This is a genomic window from Sorangium sp. So ce1153 (assembly GCF_051521595.1).
In the GTDB taxonomy this organism is placed as follows: domain Bacteria; phylum Myxococcota_A; class Polyangia; order Polyangiales; family Polyangiaceae; genus Sorangium.
In genome coordinates this window covers 12,007,996-12,023,064 of the sequence record NZ_CP150361.1, presented here as the reverse complement: position 1 = coordinate 12,023,064, position 15,069 = coordinate 12,007,996, and the positions used below count along the sequence as shown (strand labels likewise).

Here is a 15,069-nt window from a genome sequence, read left to right as displayed (position 1 = left end):
GTTCGTCTCAGGGGGCGCGCAGCGTCGCCTGCAGGAACGCCCAGTGCTGCAGGTCGGCCGGTCGGCCGTCCTCGTTCGCGCGGTTCGCCTTCAGGAAGATCGCCTGGGCGCCGTCGCCGAAGAGGAACAGACCGTAGCCGACGGCGAAGCGCAGCGGCTCCCATGGCTGGAAGGAGAGCGAGGCATCGATCTCGTGGCCCAGCGTCCGGCTCTCGTTGTCCTCGGCGGCGCCGACGGGGAGGAGGCGCGCGGTCACCCACCTGCCCCGCGGCGAGGCGAGGCCGACGAACGCATAGCCGGCGGCGACGGTCATCGCCTCGAACGGGGAGGCGCGGACGCCGCCGCCCGCCTCGATCACGTTGGACCACGCGTAGAGCCCCATGAGGCCGTGGTTGTCCTGCGCGTCGGGCAGGATCGGATCGAAGCGGCGCTGCGTCGCGCCCACCTCGAGCGCGCCGTCGTCGCCGGTGGCGTAGGCGCCGCGCGCGCTGAAGGTGAGGTGGGCGGGGAGGGACGTCTCGAGCTCGGCGCGGGCGGCGGCCGCGAACGCGCCGAGAGGGCGGTCGTCCGCGAACGTGGCGATACGGCCGAGCTCGTAGGCCCCCTCGACCGCATAGCGAAAGCCCCGGCGGTCGCCGGAGACGCGCGCGTCGAGGACGACGGTATCCCCGGGCGTGATCCAGCTCGGGCGCGGCTCCCGGGCGATGCGCGCGAGCGCCGTGGCCTCGAGGTGGAGCAGGGGAGCGACGTGCCAGATCGCGTTCAGTCCGTAGAGCTGGGTCCCGGTGCCGGCGGAGATGGGCTTGCGCGTCCCGGCCACCTCGGGCGGGGCGCCGCCTGGCGCCGCGAGGAGCACGGCCATCGCCTCGAGGTCGACATTGCCGAGCTGCACCCCCGCGCGCACCCCGTCGAGCGAGCGCGCGGTGAGCGTCTCGTCGTCCGCCCCGATCAGGCGGCCATCCCCCCACTCGATCCGCTGCCGGCCCACCCGGACGAACGCGCGGCGCCCCGAGCGCGTGTGCAGATCGACGTAAGCCTCGTAGGGCGCCGTGTCCGGGAGGGCCGGCTCGCCCGCTCCGACGAAGATCGCGTCGTCGTTCCCCCAGAGCCGCGCGTCCTGCAGCGTGACGACGCCCGTGACGGGCCCGCGCTCGACGGCCAGCCCGAGGCGCGCGCGCTGCGCGAGGAACCACTGGGTCCTGACGACGTTTCCGGTGTCGAGGAGCGGCGGCAGCGCGCCCCCGAAGCCCTCGGCGAGCACCGCGTTCGAGCTGTAGACGTCGCCGCCCGTGTCGACCGGGTACCGGCGGAACTCGCCGCGCAGCCGGAGCTCTACCGACGGGCGGAACGTGAACCCGCCGACGGGCACGCCCTCCGACTGCGGGGACGTCTGCGCCGCCGCCGTCCGGGGCGCGAGCGCAGGGGCGAGGAACGCCGACCCCAGAGCGATGGAGGCGAACGACAGGGATCGGATCATCAGCGGGGAGGGCCGGAGCGCGGGGTCGTCGAACGGCAGGCGCGCGGCGTTCAGGCGGCCGCGCTCCTGGATACGCTCGCGGAGGATAGGCGTCCCGACGCTCGTCGGACAAGTGGGGAAGGAGCTCCACTCCTGTCCGACCGACCCGTAGCCTGGTTAGGCGAACCCTCGCGCCGCGCGGGCGTCAGGGATCGAAATCGTCCCCGTCGTGCGACGGCGGGGGCGGCGGCTTCGGCGGCTGCGGCGCGGCCCTGGCGCTGCTCCCGCGCTGCGGCGACCCCCTCGCGGTTCCGGCCGGTTGCCTCGGCGACGGTCGGCTCGTCGCTCGGCTCCGCGCCGGAGCGGCGCCCGAATCGAACGCGAGCACCAGGTCGAGCGCGAGCTTCGACGCCCTGCCGGCGTGCCGGTCCGCGACCGCGCCCGCCTCGGCGAGCACCCGCTCGGCCGACTCGAGCTCGCGCTTCACCTCGCGGCGCTGCGGGTCGCTCGCCAGGGCCTCGTCCGAGGTCGCTGCGAGCGACGCCCGCTGCTCCTCGAGCTCCGCGGCGCGCCGCGACAGCTCGCCGAGCTGCTTCGACGCCGCGAGGGAGCCCTTCAGCGAGGCCTCGACCGCCTCGATGACGCTCCTGTCTTCCGCGTCGAGCGCGCGCCCGCCGCGGGCGCTCACGAGCCGCGCCTCTGGCACGAGCTCGACGCGGAGCACCACGCCTGCCTCACGGAGCTTGGCGGCGCGCGCGCGCGTCGCCTCGATCGTCGCGTCGCCGGTCGACCTCGGATCGAGCCCCAGCGCCCGCGCGAGCTCGCCCTGCGCCTCGCCCGCGAGCTCCTCGGCCTTCAGCGACTGCTCGCGGAGCGCCCGCGCGGCCTCGAAGAACTCGTCGTAGGGCTGCTTGCCCGTGCGGAGGGCCCGCCCCTGCTCGAGCTGCGAGACCTGCGCGGCGCACGCGACCAAGAGGGGCGCGTGCGCCGCGACGAGCAGCAGCGCGAGCGCGGCGCCGCGGAGCCGGCCTGCGCGAGCCGGGAGCCTCGTCATCCACATTGCAGGATGACCCCCCAGAGCTCGTAGCTCGCGGCGGGCTTCGAGAGGAACACCACGCCCACGTAGCCCGAGCGCGCCACGACGCCGAGCACGCCCTGCCCGAAGTTCCCGGCCGGGGGCGAGAGCGCGATCGGGTCTCCGATCGGGGACAGGTCGGAGGCCAGCGTCTGCGCGCGCATGGCGCGGCTCCCCGGAGGGCCTTCGGTCCACACGAGGAGCCAGCGCCCGTCGGCGAGCCCCGCGATGTCCGGCGCGAACGCGTCGCCTCCGGGGCCCCCGGAAGGCAGCGGGATCACCTGCGTGGAGCCAGGGAGGGTGCCCGGAGCGGCCTGTCCGGCGCGGATCTCCCATCGCCCGTCCGCCGGCCGGTCCGCGAAGACGACCGCGAGAGCGCGCTCGTTCCAGCCGAGCGACGGCTTGCCGACCGCGCCTCCGGAGCCCGCGATCCTGGTGAGGTCACCGAGGGGCTTGCGCTCGGCGTCGAGCCAGCCCGCCCACACGGCCTTCTCGCGGCGGAACGCGACCGCGTAGCCGCGGGACCCGGCCGCGATCGCGCGCGGCGCTTCGAGCGGCTCGTCGCCCTGCACCGGCCATAGCGACAGGGGCGCGGCCCCGGGGTTGTCGGCCGCCACCACGGAGCCTTCCGCGAGGCCGACGACGAACGGCCTCGGCCCTGGGACATTGACCGGCGAGCGAATGGCCTGCTGCGCCGCCGTGAGCACGGTGAAGCTGTCCTCGGCCGGCGAGATGCTCACGATGTCGGCGGCCTCTCGGTTCGAGAAGCGCTCGCTCCGCTCCCCGGTCGCCGGATCGATCTCGAGGCCGACGGCCTCCATGGAGCTCTTGGCGTAACCCACCGCGAGCTTGCCGCCCTTCGTCGCCGTGACCTCGAAGGGGATGCTCTTCGCCACGAGCGGCGCCCATTGCTGCGGCTGGCGCGCCACCCAGCAGGGCTTCGGCGGGACGGGGATGGCCGCGCGCGCGACGTCCTGCGCGGCGGCGAGCGCGGGGCGCGCGGTCCCGACCGGCGCGCTCCGGGTCGCCGCGACGGAGTGGCGGCCCGCGAAGAAGGCGACGACGCTCATGAGCACCGCTGCCCCGCCGATGCCGACGAGCGAGGAGACCTGCACGGACACCGCGGTGGAGAGCGGCTTGCCGCCGCCGTGAGCCCGCGAGCTCTGCGCGCCCGCGCGAGGCGGCTCAGCGCGCCGCGCCGAGGGCGCGCGCGGGTCGAGCGCTGGCGAGCCGTTGCTCGCACCCGTGGCCGAGCTGCGGTCGCCCCGCTGGCCCGGCATCGGGGGCACGTCGGCGCCGGTCGGGCTGCGCTGCGGGCCCTGGAGCCCGGGCAACAAGCCTGGCCACGAGCGCGCCGCCGGGGGCCCCTGCGGCGCGCCCGGTCCGACGCCGACCGAAGGGATGGTCGCGTACTCGCGGCGCCCGGCCGGCGGTTCGGGCAACGGGGAGCGCTTCGTCTCGTCGGGCACCGGCGCCGCGGCGAGCTCCCTGGTCTCGCCGTGGGGCGCTGCGGCGGAGGGCTCCGGGGCCTCGCCGCGCGCGCGGGTGGTCGAAGCATCCCGGCTGTCGCTGGTCGCCGCGGCCTCGGCGCCGCCGGGCAGGGGACCGTCGGCGGGCGCTGCGGGGCTCGCGGGTCGAGGCCCGGTCGACGCGAGCGCCATGGCGGTGCTCGCGCCAGGCGCTGCGTCGGACGAGGGCGCGGAGGGGGGCAGGGGAGGCGGTGCCACGGGCTGCGTCGCGCGGGGAGCCTCCGCAGGAGGGCGCGGCGGCGGTGCGGGGAGCGCGCCGAGGCGGAGGAGGGGCTTTGCGCCGGCCGCCGCCTGGTCCGGCGCTTCGGGCGCGCGCGCGGCTGCAGGGGTCTTCGCAGGGACCGCGGGGAGCCGGACCGGAACCGGATGTGGCGGCACCGAGCGTCCCGTCGGGGACGGGGGTCGCTTCGTCCCCCGGCTGGAACTCGACGGCGCGGGCGGCACCGCGGAGGGGGGCCTGCCGGCGCCCTCGTCCGCGCCGCCCGCCGCGCCGCGCCCGTGGTTGCCCGGCGCAGCGCCGACCGGCGCCGCGTCGCGACCGGAGAGCCGAGGTGGCAGCGGGGGCGGCCTCGCCGCGGCGCGCGACGTCAGGGCGCCCGCGGCCCTCGGCGCCGCGCCGGGCCTGCTGGGCGAGGCCGCGCCTGGTGTCCGCTTCGGCGCTGCAGGCGCGTCGTCCGTGCTGGCGCTCGCGTCGCCTGCGGCGGTGCCTGCGTCTGCGGCCGGGCGCTGATCGGCCGAGGTCTCCTCGCGTTCTTCCGGCGCCGACGGGAGCTTCGGCGCGCGGGGGATCAGGGGCGCTGACTCGTCGTTCGCCGTGGAGCTGTCGTAGCGGGGCAGCTGCGTGATCGCGCGGGCGACCCCCGCGTCGAACGTGCCCCCCGCAGCCGGGACGACGATCGGCGCGCTCGGGCCGCTGGCCGGCGCGCTGGCCGGCGCGTCGACCCCCGTGAGCGTCCTCATGGACTCGCGCTTGCGCGGCGGCGGGGGCGGAGGGTGAGGTCGCGTCGTCGGGCGGTTCGCCGGCGCGTCGGGCTTCCGGTCGTCCGCGGACGTGCGCGCTGGCGCTGGGCTGGTGCGCTGACCACCGCGGGCGGGCGCCGGACCCAGATCGTCACCGAGCTCGAGATCCAGCTCCACACCGCTCTCGCGAGCGGGGTCCCTGGCGACGGCCGGCTTCTCCGGTGAAGCGGCGCTCGCCTCTGGCTTTCGCCGGAGCTGGGCGGCGTCGGCGAGCTCCGGCTGCCTGGACGCGGGCGCCCACGCCGCCATGCCCTGGCGCCAGACCAGCGTGGATCCCGGGATGACGCCGGAGGCCAGCGCGCTTCGCAGCTCGGCGGTGCTCACCTGCCGCTGGACGCCGCGCTCATCCGTCCATCGCCACGCGCTCAACGGGGGCCCCTCCTCCAGCTGCGGGAGCGCCGGAATCTCAAGACGTGATCCACGACGTGGTGATCGTACCGCGCGTCCTTTGCAAAGAGATCTTCTTTCGTCCGCTCACGCAACCGTGCGTCCACTCCCGACGAAGATCGCGCAGGTAGCCGATGAGTCCTTCCCGTGTCGTCGTCGCCGCAGTCCGCGCCCTGGCCGCCGCCGCTGGGCGCGCGCTCAGCCCGCCGTCCTGCGCTGGCTGTGATGAGCCCATCGCGGATGACGCGGTGTTTTGCGCTGACTGCGCGCGGACCGCCTTGCCTTATACGGAGCGCCCGGGGGCGATCGGCGTCAGGGCCGCCGATGCCGGTCTCGTCGCGTTCGCTCCGTTTGCCGGGGCGCTGGCCGAGGGGATCCGGCGCTTCAAGTACAGCGATCGTCCGGATCTCGCGCGTCCGCTCGGTCGGTTGCTGCTCTGCGCGGCGCGTGACGCAGGGGTGCGCGCCGACGTCGTGGTTCCGGTCCCGCTGCATCCGCGCCGTCTCGCCGAGCGCGGCTACAACCAGGCGGCGTTGCTGGCCGCGCATGTCGCTGACGGACTTGCCGCCTCGTTCGCGCCGCGGGCCTTGCGCCGTGTCCGTTCCACGGCGCAGCAGGCGCAGCTCTCGCGCGACCTTCGCCTGCTGAACGTGGCGGGAGCGTTCCGTGCGCGCGCGCCGGAGCGGGTCGAGCGCCGGCGGGTCGCGCTGATCGATGACGTGGCGACCACGGGCGCCACGCTCGCGGCGTGTCGTGACGCGCTCCTCGGCGCGGGGGCGGCGTCGGTCACGTACCTCGTCGTGGCTGCCGCCGAGAGCGGCGCGGACGAGCTCAGAAGCTCGCCTCCGTCAGCGCGCCGCACTTGATGATGACGGTCCTGCCCTCGGCGAGCCACCGCGTGCCCTTCGGTGTCGGCTCGCCGAGCCGCACGAAATAGCGCCCGCAGCGCACCTCGATGGGCTGATTGCTGGGCCCCACCGCCACGCCCGTCACGTAGACGGTCGCGTCCCGGGGCGCGTTGAGCTTGAGCAAGCCATGGCCGCTCCGGAGGGTGGGGGCGGCGCTCGCGGCAGCCTGGGCGGGAGGCGGCGCTGGAGGGGGGAGGGCCTCGGCGGTCGGCTGCGGTGGAGGCGGAACGGCCTCGGCGGCTGGCGGCGGTGGAGGCGGAATGGCCTCGGCGGCTGGTGGCGGTGGAGGCGGAGGCGGCGCTTGCCGTGCGGCGCTGTCGCTCGTGCTTGCTGACAATGGGGGTGCCGTATGCACGGGGACGGCCGCTTGCCTCGGCTCCGTGGCGGTGGTGCTCGCGGGAGCAGCCGCAGCCTCATTCGCCGGCGGAGCCGTTCGGCTCCGAGCCGCCATTTCGGGCAGGACTGTTTCGACCGAGTGGACCCCCAGCGCGAACACGACCGCCGCCGTCGCCAACGCAACCCCGATGGTTCCGAGCGGCGAGAGCGGCGTCGACGGATGGCCCTCAACCGACCCAGGTTGGGGCGCGCCCGCCGACCCAGGTTGGGGCGCATCCGTCGACCCAGGTTGGGGCGCGCCCGCCGACCCAGGTTGGGGCGCATCCGTCGACCCAGGTTGGGGCGCGTCCGTCGCCGACCCAGGTTGGGGCGCGCCCGCCGACCCAGGTTGGGGCGCGTCCGTCGCCGACCCAGGTTGGGGCGCGTCCGTCGACCCAGGTTGGGGCGCGTCCGTCGACCCAGGTTGGGGCGCGTCCGTCGAGAACATCGGCGCCAGTGTAGCGGGACCGTCCCCTGCCGAAGCGAACTCTCCCGCCCGGCGGCCCACCCACGCGTTCCCGTCGGATCCGCTCCCCGGAGCAAGCGCACACGTTGATTGTATGCTGGAATACATTCGTGTACGTCGTCGCACATCCACTGACGTGGGTTCGCAGGGAAATGCCGCTCGGCCGTCGAGCGCTGGCCGCCGGGGTGCTCGACACCCTCGGGCTCCTGGACCGCTTCCTGTGGTTGCGCGCGAAGCTCCGGCTGCCCGTGCTCTCCGTGTTCACCTACCACCGCATCGCGGAGCCTTCCGACGTGGCCGAGCTCGATCCCGGGGTCGCCGAGGTGAGCGCGCGCGAGTTCGAGGAGCAACTCGCGGTCATCAAGACGCACTGCACGGTCGTCTCGCTCCGGGACGTGCGGCTCCTCGCGAAGGGACGGAAGCTCCCGCCGAACCCCGTCATGGTCGCGTTCGATGACGGCTACCAGGACAACCACGACGTCGCGTTGCCCCTCCTGGAGCGCGCCGGGGTCACGGCCACGTTCTTCATCGCCACCGAGTACCCCGACAGCGGGCGCCTCTACTGGTGGGATCGCGTCGCGCTCCTCATGCACCGGTGCCGGCGAGCGCGCGTCGAGATCGCCTACCCCGCGACGCTCGTGCTCGAGCCGCTGCGCGACCCGATCGCGGCGGCGACGCGCGTCTGCCAGGCCATCAAGCGCACCTCTGGCCTGGACATCGACCGCCTGTGGGACGAGATCGAGCGCCGCACGGGGGTGTCGCTCGACCGCTGCGAGGAGCGCGCGCTCGCGGCCAGGACGATCATGGGCTGGAAGCAGATCGCGGCCCTGCGGCGGGCGGGCATGGACGTGCAGTCGCACTCGCACCGCCACCGCGTCCTCCAGACGCTGTCACCCGACGAGGCCACGCGCGATCTCGCGCGCTCCCGCCGCGTGCTCTCCGAGGCCCTGAACGAGGCCGTGCACGCCGTCGCGTACCCCGTCGGATACAGCCTGTGCGGCGCGTTCCATCGCGCCGTCAGGGAGGCCGGCTTCGAGCTCGGCTTCACCAACAACTCCGGCCTTTGCATGCTCTCGTCCTTCGATCCCCTGAACTTCCCGCGCGTCGCCATGGACCGCGGGCAGATCGGCGCGCTCTTCAAGCTCAAGCTGCTCATCGGTCAGCGGCCTGGCTCACGCGCTGGCCGCTGACCGGCCAGCGCCCGCGCGGCGCGGACCGCCCCGCGCGCCGGTCACGGCAGCGCCGCCGCTCGCTCGGCAGCGCCTCGACCGGCGCGCGTGGCCTGGGCTGTGCACGCGCACCATCGCTGGGCCGGTTCTGCACGCGCATGGCCTTGAAGGGCCAGAAAAGCTGCTTCGCAGCCTGTTCGACGAAGGGAGGCTCTCGTGAAAGGCACGATCCTTGGTCCCAGCTTCCGCGCCGCCGCCGCCGTGCTCGGCGCGGCCTCGCTGCTCGCCGCGGCCCTCGCCGCGGGATGTGGCGGCTCGCCGCCGCGCGCGGCTTCGGCGCAGGCGCCCGCGCGGCCCGCGCCGGAGGCGCGCGATGGGCGGAGCGCGTCGAAGGCCACCCTCGAGCAGCGCGAGCAGCGCGAGGCCCAGCGCGCGTGGTGCGTGTACCTCGAGGAGCTCTACGAGCGCGCCACCGAGCAGGCGAGGGGCTGGCCGAAGTTCGAGGAGTGCACCCGGATGACGACGATGGCCTCGCCGAGGATGCTCCGCGAGACCTCGGAGTGCTCGCTGGCAGCGCTGCGGCAGTTCGAGGGCGACCCCTTCACCGCGGGCTACGCAGCGGAGGTGAGCCGCTGCGGCTCCGAGGCGATGACCGCCACGACGCTCCCCCGGTCCGATCTCGCCCCGTTCATGGCCGTCCTCTGCGGTCGCCTCGCGGGGTGCGGAGACCTCGACTATGACACCTGCCGGCAGAGCCTGGAGGACGGGCTCGGTCCGCAGCTCGAGCGGGCGATCGGCGCGATGAACAACCGCGGCCGGCAGGAGGTCCGCGCTTGCTTCGGCAAGCTCGCGTGCGGCGGCGATCTCGGGCCTCAGATCTCCGCGTGCCTCGAGCCCATCATGGACGACCTGCTCTGGCTGCCGGGGTGAGCGCGCGCCGCGCGACGATCAGCCGCGGTCGCCCGGCAGGCGGCAGCGCGCGATCAAGGGAACGTGGTCGGACAGCCCGGCGAAATCGCCCCTGTGCCCGAACGGTTGCGTGCCCGCGAAGTCCAGCCACTGGAGGCGCTCGGACGAGTACACGTGGTCGAGGTGCATGCGCAGGTTCATGAAGCCGGCCGTGGGGAAGGCGCGCGCCTCGCTCTCGGAGAGGCAGCGGACCTTGGCGAACGCGTCCACGAAGCCGATCTCCTCGCGCAGGAAGCGGTCGACCGGCGAGCCCGGCAGCGAGTTGAAATCGCCGACCACGACGAAGTTGTCGCTCCGCCGCTCGCGCCGGACGAAATCGGCGAGCACCCTCGCCTCCTCGAGCTGATTCGGCCCGAACCCCATCCGCGCCTCGCCGGTCCAGAACTCCCGCGAGAAGACGCTCGGCAGGCTGAGGTGCGTGTTGAACACATCGAAGCTCTGCCCGCTCTCGTGCTCGAACGACACGTGCGCGCAGATGCGCGTCTGCTTCAGGCTCTTGACCCTCCGCCGGTGGGTGATGTCGTGCGGGCGCTCCGCGTTGTGGTGCCCGATGCGGAACGTGTCGCGCGCGATCACCGCGAGCCCGGTCGTGTAGATGTTCGTCCGCGACGTGAGCCGGTAGGTGTGCGCGGGGAAGTAATAGGCGACGTAGCGCTCGGGCCGCTCCCGCTGCGCCAGCGCCGCGTGCAGCTCGGTCATCAGGCGATCGAGCTGCGTCTCCTCCGGATGCCACCGCGGGTTCATCGTCGAGGAGCGCAGCGACTGCGTCTCTACCTCCTGGAGGCACACGAGATCGGGCAGCGGCGACAGCCGCGCCAGCGTCGTCGCGATGCGGGTGATCGCGGCGCTGGTCGAGGCGATGCCCCGCGTGCCGTGCCCGAAGTAGCGGACGTTATAGGTGATGATCCTGAGCGGCGTGGCGCCGTCGTCCGGCGGCTCGCCGCCTCCGCGACCGCCTGGCGCCGCGCTCGTGGAGGCGCGTTCCGGTGCCGTATCCTCGGGTGTTGAGCCGTTCGAACCAGGTGGGAGGCGCCGCTCGGTCATGTATCCTCTCGCCCATGGGCAAGAACATCATCGTTTCCGAGGATACCATTCGTGACCTGCTGGAAGCGCATGCCTCCCTCTCCGCCTGGTACTACGAGCTCTGGTCGGCGCTGCGCGTCGCGAAGGCCTCGGCGAGCGCCCCCGATGATGCGGCCCGTGCGGCGTTTGTCGAGCGGATGGCCACGAGCTTCCCGGAGGTCGCGTCGATCGCCCGCTCCATCCGGGTGCCGCGGATGTTCGTCCCACCGCCGCCCGCGGTGAGCGTGCCCCCTGTCGCGACCGCGGAGGCACTAGAAGAGGCCCCCACGGCCATCGAGCCCGCGCCCGCCCGGCTCCGGGAGCTCCACGGCCAGCCACCCAAGAGCCAGCCGGGCGCTGACCCCGCCGACGAGCCCGCTCCCGCGCCATCGCAGCCCGCGATCGCTCCTCCCCCGCTGGTGGTCCCGTCGAAGGTGAAATACGACACCTAGTCCAGGCCGTGTCGGCCCGACTCGCGAGCTCAGCCATGAGGCAGGCCGTGCCGGCCCGACTCGCGAGCTCAGCCATGAATCACGTCGCGGACCTCTCCTCGCGATGCCCGTCAGCGAGCCGAGCCGGGGCGGAGCTTGCGCCGGGCGAGCAGCTGCTCGGCCTCGGCGGCTCCTGTCATGTCGAACACGGGGTTCAGAGCGAGCGCTGTCCGGACGAGCCGCTCCCCCTCCTCCAGGTCTCCCAGCGCGATCCGGATCGCCCCCGCGTGGTAGAGCAGGCGCGCGTCCCGGGTGCCTAGCGAGAGCGCCCCGTCGCTCGCGGCGCGCGCTTCGGGCAGCTTGCCGGCGCGGTACAGCGCCCAGGCGTGGGCGTCCTCGGTGTAGATGTCGGCGCGGAGGCCGCGCTCCGCGGCGGCGAGCCGCAGGGCCTCCTCGCGCTCCAGGCCCTTGGTCGCGTAATAGAGCGCGAGCGTCCGGCGATCCGACCGACGTCCCGCGTCGACCGCGCGGGCGTACGCCTCGGCCGCGCCTGCGTGATCGCCCGCGGCCGTCCTGGCGTCGCCGAGCAGCCACGCGGTGGTCGCGTCCGGGCTCTGCCGGTGGGCTCGCTCGAGGAGCTCGACCGCGCGCCCCCACGCGCCGCGGGCCAGCGCGACGCGCGCCCGGCCAGCGAGCGCCGGCGGGTACTCGCCCTGCACGGCGAGCGCCCGCGCGAAGACCCGGTCCGCGGCCTCGTTGTCGCCCTCGTGCCAGAGCATCGCCGCCGCCTGGGACAGCGTCCACGCGAGCGCCTCGGGCTCGCGCGGGTCGCCTGCGTCGATCGCGAGGCGGATGATCCGCTTCGCGGTCGCCGCGTCCCCCTGGAGCCAGCGCAGGTGCGCCGCCCGCGCGTACGACGGCAGGCCGGGCCGCTGGTCGACCATCCGCTGCGCCGCCCGGGCCGCCACCTCGAAGAGGCCGAGCTCCAGCGCCGCGTCGCTGAGCGTCCCGAGCGCGAGCGCGTCGCCCTCGTCCCGCGCGAGGACCTGCTCGGCAGCGTCGCGCGCCTCGGCGAACCTGCCGTCGTGGAGCAGCACGAGGCCGCGCAGGTTGAGCGACGCGCGATCGTCCCCCGCCAGCGCGAGCTCCGCGCACGCGCCCGCGCGGTTGTAGAGCGACGGGTCGCCCGAGGCGCGCGCCTTTCTGATCCAGGCGTGGCCCAGCGCGCTCCACAGATCGGCGCCGCGGGGCGCCCCCTCGAGCCGCCGCGACAGCGCCTCGATCTCGCGATCGATCGGGCTCGCGCCCGCCGGGGCGGCGAGCGCGAGCCGGCGCGCCGCCTCGAGGCCCGGGGGCGCCGGCGCGTCGGCGGCGCGCGCAGCAGGCGCGGGCGCGGCTGGCGCGGGCGCGGCTGGTCCGGCGTCGGCGCGCGATCGCTCGGTGCAGCCGAGGCTTCCGCTCAGGGCAGCGCAGGCGAAGAGGCAACCCGTTCGTCGCAGCATCGGAGCGCTGACCTCCTGGCGCGTAGGATCTCCGCCCGGGGCGAGCCGCGCCGCTCGCCGGGGCGTCGCGTGCTCGATCCGATCGCGAAAGAGCTTGCCGCGTCGGTCTGCGCCGGCAAGCTCGCCGCTCCAGCGCATCGCTCGATCGATCGTCAGCGCGCAGCGCGGAGGAGATCGCATTGCCTGTCTCGACGGATGGCGACCGCCTGCGGCGGCTCTGCGCCGCGGCGCTGGTCATGCAGCTCGGCGCCGCGTGCTCGCGCGCGCAGCGGAGCGCGCCGGACGCCGGCGCGGCCGCGACGTCCGGCGCGAACGCGCTGTCCACCGGGGACGCCGGCGCGAGCGCGGCGTCCTCGCCGGCGTCGCCCGCCGACGGCGCCGCCGGCGACGAGGTCGCCCCCGTCTATCCGAGGGCCCACGGCGCGCCGGAGCCGCTCGCGGCCCGGCTCTGCGAGGCGCTGCACGCGCTGCCCGCGCGGCGCAAGGCCGCGTGCTGCGGCGGCGGCGCCGGCTTCCACGCCGCCGCGGAGTGCGCGCGCTCGCTGAGCTTCGCGCTACGCGCGGGGGCGGTGACGCTGTCGTCCGACGAGGTCAGCCGCTGCGTCGAGGCGATGGATCGGTCGCTCGAGGGCTGCGACTGGGTCTCCCCGCTCGCCGCCCCGGTCCCGCCGGCGTGCGAGGGGATCGTGCGGGGCGCGCTCGGCGAGGGGGCGCGGTGCCGCTCGTCGCTAGAGTGCGTGGACGGGCTGCGCTGCGAGGGCGCCGGCCCCACCGACGCGGGGTCCTGCCGCCCCCCGCGCGCCGCGGGCCCCTGCGGCCTCTCCGTCGACGCGCTGGCCGCGGTCACCCGCCAGTCGCGCTACGCGGACGCGCACCCCGAGTGCGGTGGCCACTGCGCCGGGCGCGCGTGCGCGGACGACGTCCCGCTCGGCGGCCGCTGCGAGGCCCACGCCGCGTGCGGGCGGGGCCGCCGCTGCGTCGACGCGCGCTGCAGCGAGGCGCCGCTCCCCCCGATCGGCGCCGCCTGCCTGGGCGGGCTCTGCGCGCCGCCAGCGACCGCCGCGCGCTGCGTCGACGGGCGCTGCGCAGCGCCGAAGGCCGAGGGCGAGGCCTGCGCGCGCGACGCCGAGTGCCGCGCCGCCTGCGTTCGCCCGGACGGGCGCGCGGCGGTCGCTGGCGTCGCTGGCGGCGCGGGCGGCGTGTGCGCGAAGCGCTGCGCGGCGCGGTGACCGGCCTGCGCGGCGCCGCGACGGGCGAGCGCCCCGCCGCGCCGCGCCGGGCAGCTCAGGGCTTGAAGTGCCCCTGGGTCGCGCCCTCCCAGGCCGTCGCCAGGTACGGGAAGGCCGGGAGGAACCGCGCGTCGTTCGCGGCGACGCCGTCGCCCGCCGTCGCGCCGGGCGCGCCGGTCAGCAGGAGCGTGAGCAGGGCGTCGGTGACGTCGGTCTGCTCGTGATCCGCGCCGGCGACGAGCGCGCGGCCGTTCGGGAAGCCCGACGGCATCCCGAGGTCGATCCGGAGCACGTCGCCCACGGTCTCCAGGCTGTGGCCCCCGAGGCTCGCGGGCTTCAGGTTGAACGTGTCGATGAGGTCGGTCCGGCTCTGCTTCAGCGCCTCGGGGTCGAAGGCGGCGAGCGGCTGGCCGGCCCGGTAAAGGCCGGCGAACTCCGCGTCGCGCACCAGGATCGGGTTCAGGAAGTAGGCCCCGAAATTGGCGAGGTCGTCGCGCGGGTGCGCGCGGTTGTACTTGTCCTTGTCCTGCAGGCCGATGATCCAGGTGTTGATCAGCGGCAGCCCGACCCGCGACACCTGGACCCAGGGACCGAGCCCGTCCTCCTTGCCGTTCGCGCGCAGGATCCGCACCTTGCGTCGGCTCGCCGAGGCCCAGACGCCGAGCGTCTGCTGGTCGCTCGGCCCCGCCGTCGGCTCCGATCCGCCGTTCACGATCGCCAGCGGGATCTCGAGCGCGAGCGTGTGCACGTTGAAGCCGGCGAGGTTGTCGCGCGCTGTGCACGACGGGTTCGGCGCGGCCAGGAGCGGGCAAAGCCCCGCGAGGTCGAACCCGTGGCCGAGGTCCGCGTAGAAGCTGTCGTCGCGCGGTCCGACCCAGGCGCGCCCCTCGCCGCCGGTCATCTGCTTGAGGAACTTGGAGGACGTCGCGAAGGCAGGGTAGCCGCCGCCGGTGATCTGGTAGGCGAGCTGGTTCGTTCGCCTCCCGATGTTCGGCGGCGCGACCGGCGCGCCGGCCAGGATGACGGTCGACGCCCCGCCCTCGATCTTCGTGACGGTGTACGTCTGCTCTGCGCCCGCGAGCTGCGAGAAGAACTCGTTGCCGCCGCTCGGCGCCGGGGTGAGCCCCGCCGGATCCGCCGCGCCGTACGGCGTGGTCGAGAACCGGAACTGGTACGTCAGCGCGTCCTCGAGGCTCGACGGCCCGCGGGCGATGTGCACCTCGTAGAGCACGTCGTCCGAGAATCCGTGGAAGTTCGGCCCGCTGGCGGGCTCCTCGAGCGGGATGTAGCTCGCGAGGATCACGAGGTTGCTGCCCTCCACCCACGCGTACAGGTCGGTGTTGTCGGCGGCCGGGTCCCTCGCGATGGCCGGCGCCTCGCGGTGGCTCGACGCTGCAGCAACGCCGGGTGCGCTGAGCGCGACCGACGCCGCGAAGGCGGCGGCGGCGCGCGACGGCCTCTGGATCATGCGTGCGGGTCCTCCCATCGCTC

Annotated in this window: 12 protein-coding genes; 5 read left to right on the top strand and 7 right to left on the bottom strand. The window is 75.1% G+C overall.

The features are described 5' to 3' along the window. Nucleotides 1-7: 7 nt before the first annotated feature. The 3 genes from WME85_RS43680 to WME85_RS43670 form a co-directional block, all read right to left on the bottom strand. Nucleotides 8-1,477, bottom strand: a complete 1,470-nt coding sequence (locus tag WME85_RS43680) for an alginate export family protein (RefSeq protein WP_437830140.1) — start codon at nt 1,475-1,477, stop codon at nt 8-10. A 184-nt stretch (nt 1,478-1,661) separates the two neighbouring features. Continuing rightward, nucleotides 1,662-2,510: a hypothetical protein gene (locus WME85_RS43675; RefSeq protein ID WP_437830139.1), complete on the bottom strand. Its 849-nt coding sequence runs from the start codon at nt 2,508-2,510 to the stop codon at nt 1,662-1,664. Next, complete coding sequence (locus tag WME85_RS43670; RefSeq protein WP_437830138.1) at nt 2,507-5,449, bottom strand: GYF domain-containing protein; 2,943 nt, start codon at nt 5,447-5,449, stop codon at nt 2,507-2,509. Before WME85_RS43670 ends, WME85_RS43675 begins: the two co-directional genes overlap by 4 nt. Before the next feature lie 152 nt (nt 5,450-5,601). On the opposite strand from WME85_RS43670, the gene WME85_RS43665 reads away from it, so the two are divergent. After that, nucleotides 5,602-6,333 carry a ComF family protein gene (locus tag WME85_RS43665; RefSeq protein ID WP_437830137.1) on the top strand — a complete coding sequence of 244 codons (732 nt, stop codon included), beginning with the start codon at nt 5,602-5,604 and terminating at the stop codon, nt 6,331-6,333. On the opposite strand, the gene WME85_RS43660 is transcribed toward WME85_RS43665, so the two are convergent. Next, complete coding sequence (locus WME85_RS43660; protein WP_437830136.1) at nt 6,299-6,499, bottom strand: hypothetical protein; 201 nt, start codon at nt 6,497-6,499, stop codon at nt 6,299-6,301. The two genes, WME85_RS43665 and WME85_RS43660, sit on opposite strands and share 35 nt — an antisense overlap. 869 nt (nt 6,500-7,368) lie before the next feature. On the opposite strand from WME85_RS43660, the gene WME85_RS43655 reads away from it, so the two are divergent. Together WME85_RS43655 and WME85_RS43650 are read left to right on the top strand one after the other, a co-directional pair. Then, the gene (locus WME85_RS43655) at nt 7,369-8,406 is read left to right on the top strand and encodes a polysaccharide deacetylase family protein (RefSeq protein WP_437830135.1); all 1,038 of its coding nucleotides are present in this window, start codon (nt 7,369-7,371) and stop codon (nt 8,404-8,406) included. 195 nt (nt 8,407-8,601) lie between these two features. Beyond that, nucleotides 8,602-9,315, top strand: coding sequence for a hypothetical protein (locus WME85_RS43650; RefSeq protein ID WP_437830134.1), 714 nt, complete (start codon nt 8,602-8,604; stop codon nt 9,313-9,315). 18 nt (nt 9,316-9,333) lie between these two features. Here the strand turns inward: WME85_RS43650 and WME85_RS43645 are convergent, their stop codons facing one another. After that, a complete protein-coding gene (locus tag WME85_RS43645) occupies nt 9,334-10,398 on the bottom strand; it encodes an endonuclease/exonuclease/phosphatase family protein (protein WP_437830133.1) in 1,065 nt (354 codons plus the stop codon). 14 nt (nt 10,399-10,412) lie between these two features. Between WME85_RS43645 and WME85_RS43640 the strand changes: the two genes are divergently transcribed. Beyond that, nucleotides 10,413-10,868, top strand: a complete 456-nt coding sequence (locus tag WME85_RS43640) for a hypothetical protein (RefSeq protein WP_437830132.1) — start codon at nt 10,413-10,415, stop codon at nt 10,866-10,868. Nucleotides 10,869-10,978: 110 nt separating this feature from the next. On the opposite strand, the gene WME85_RS43635 is transcribed toward WME85_RS43640, so the two are convergent. Then, nucleotides 10,979-12,349, bottom strand: a complete 1,371-nt coding sequence (locus WME85_RS43635) for a tetratricopeptide repeat protein (RefSeq protein ID WP_437830131.1) — start codon at nt 12,347-12,349, stop codon at nt 10,979-10,981. A gap of 179 nt (nt 12,350-12,528) precedes the next feature. Between WME85_RS43635 and WME85_RS43630 the strand changes: the two genes are divergently transcribed. Beyond that, a complete protein-coding gene (locus WME85_RS43630) occupies nt 12,529-13,578 on the top strand; it encodes a hypothetical protein (RefSeq protein ID WP_437830130.1) in 1,050 nt (349 codons plus the stop codon). 55 nt (nt 13,579-13,633) lie between these two features. Here WME85_RS43630 and WME85_RS43625 read toward each other — a convergent pair whose 3' ends face one another. After that, nucleotides 13,634-15,046 carry a DUF4331 domain-containing protein gene (locus WME85_RS43625; RefSeq protein ID WP_437830129.1) on the bottom strand — a complete coding sequence of 471 codons (1,413 nt, stop codon included), beginning with the start codon at nt 15,044-15,046 and terminating at the stop codon, nt 13,634-13,636. Nucleotides 15,047-15,069: the final 23 nt, after the last annotated feature.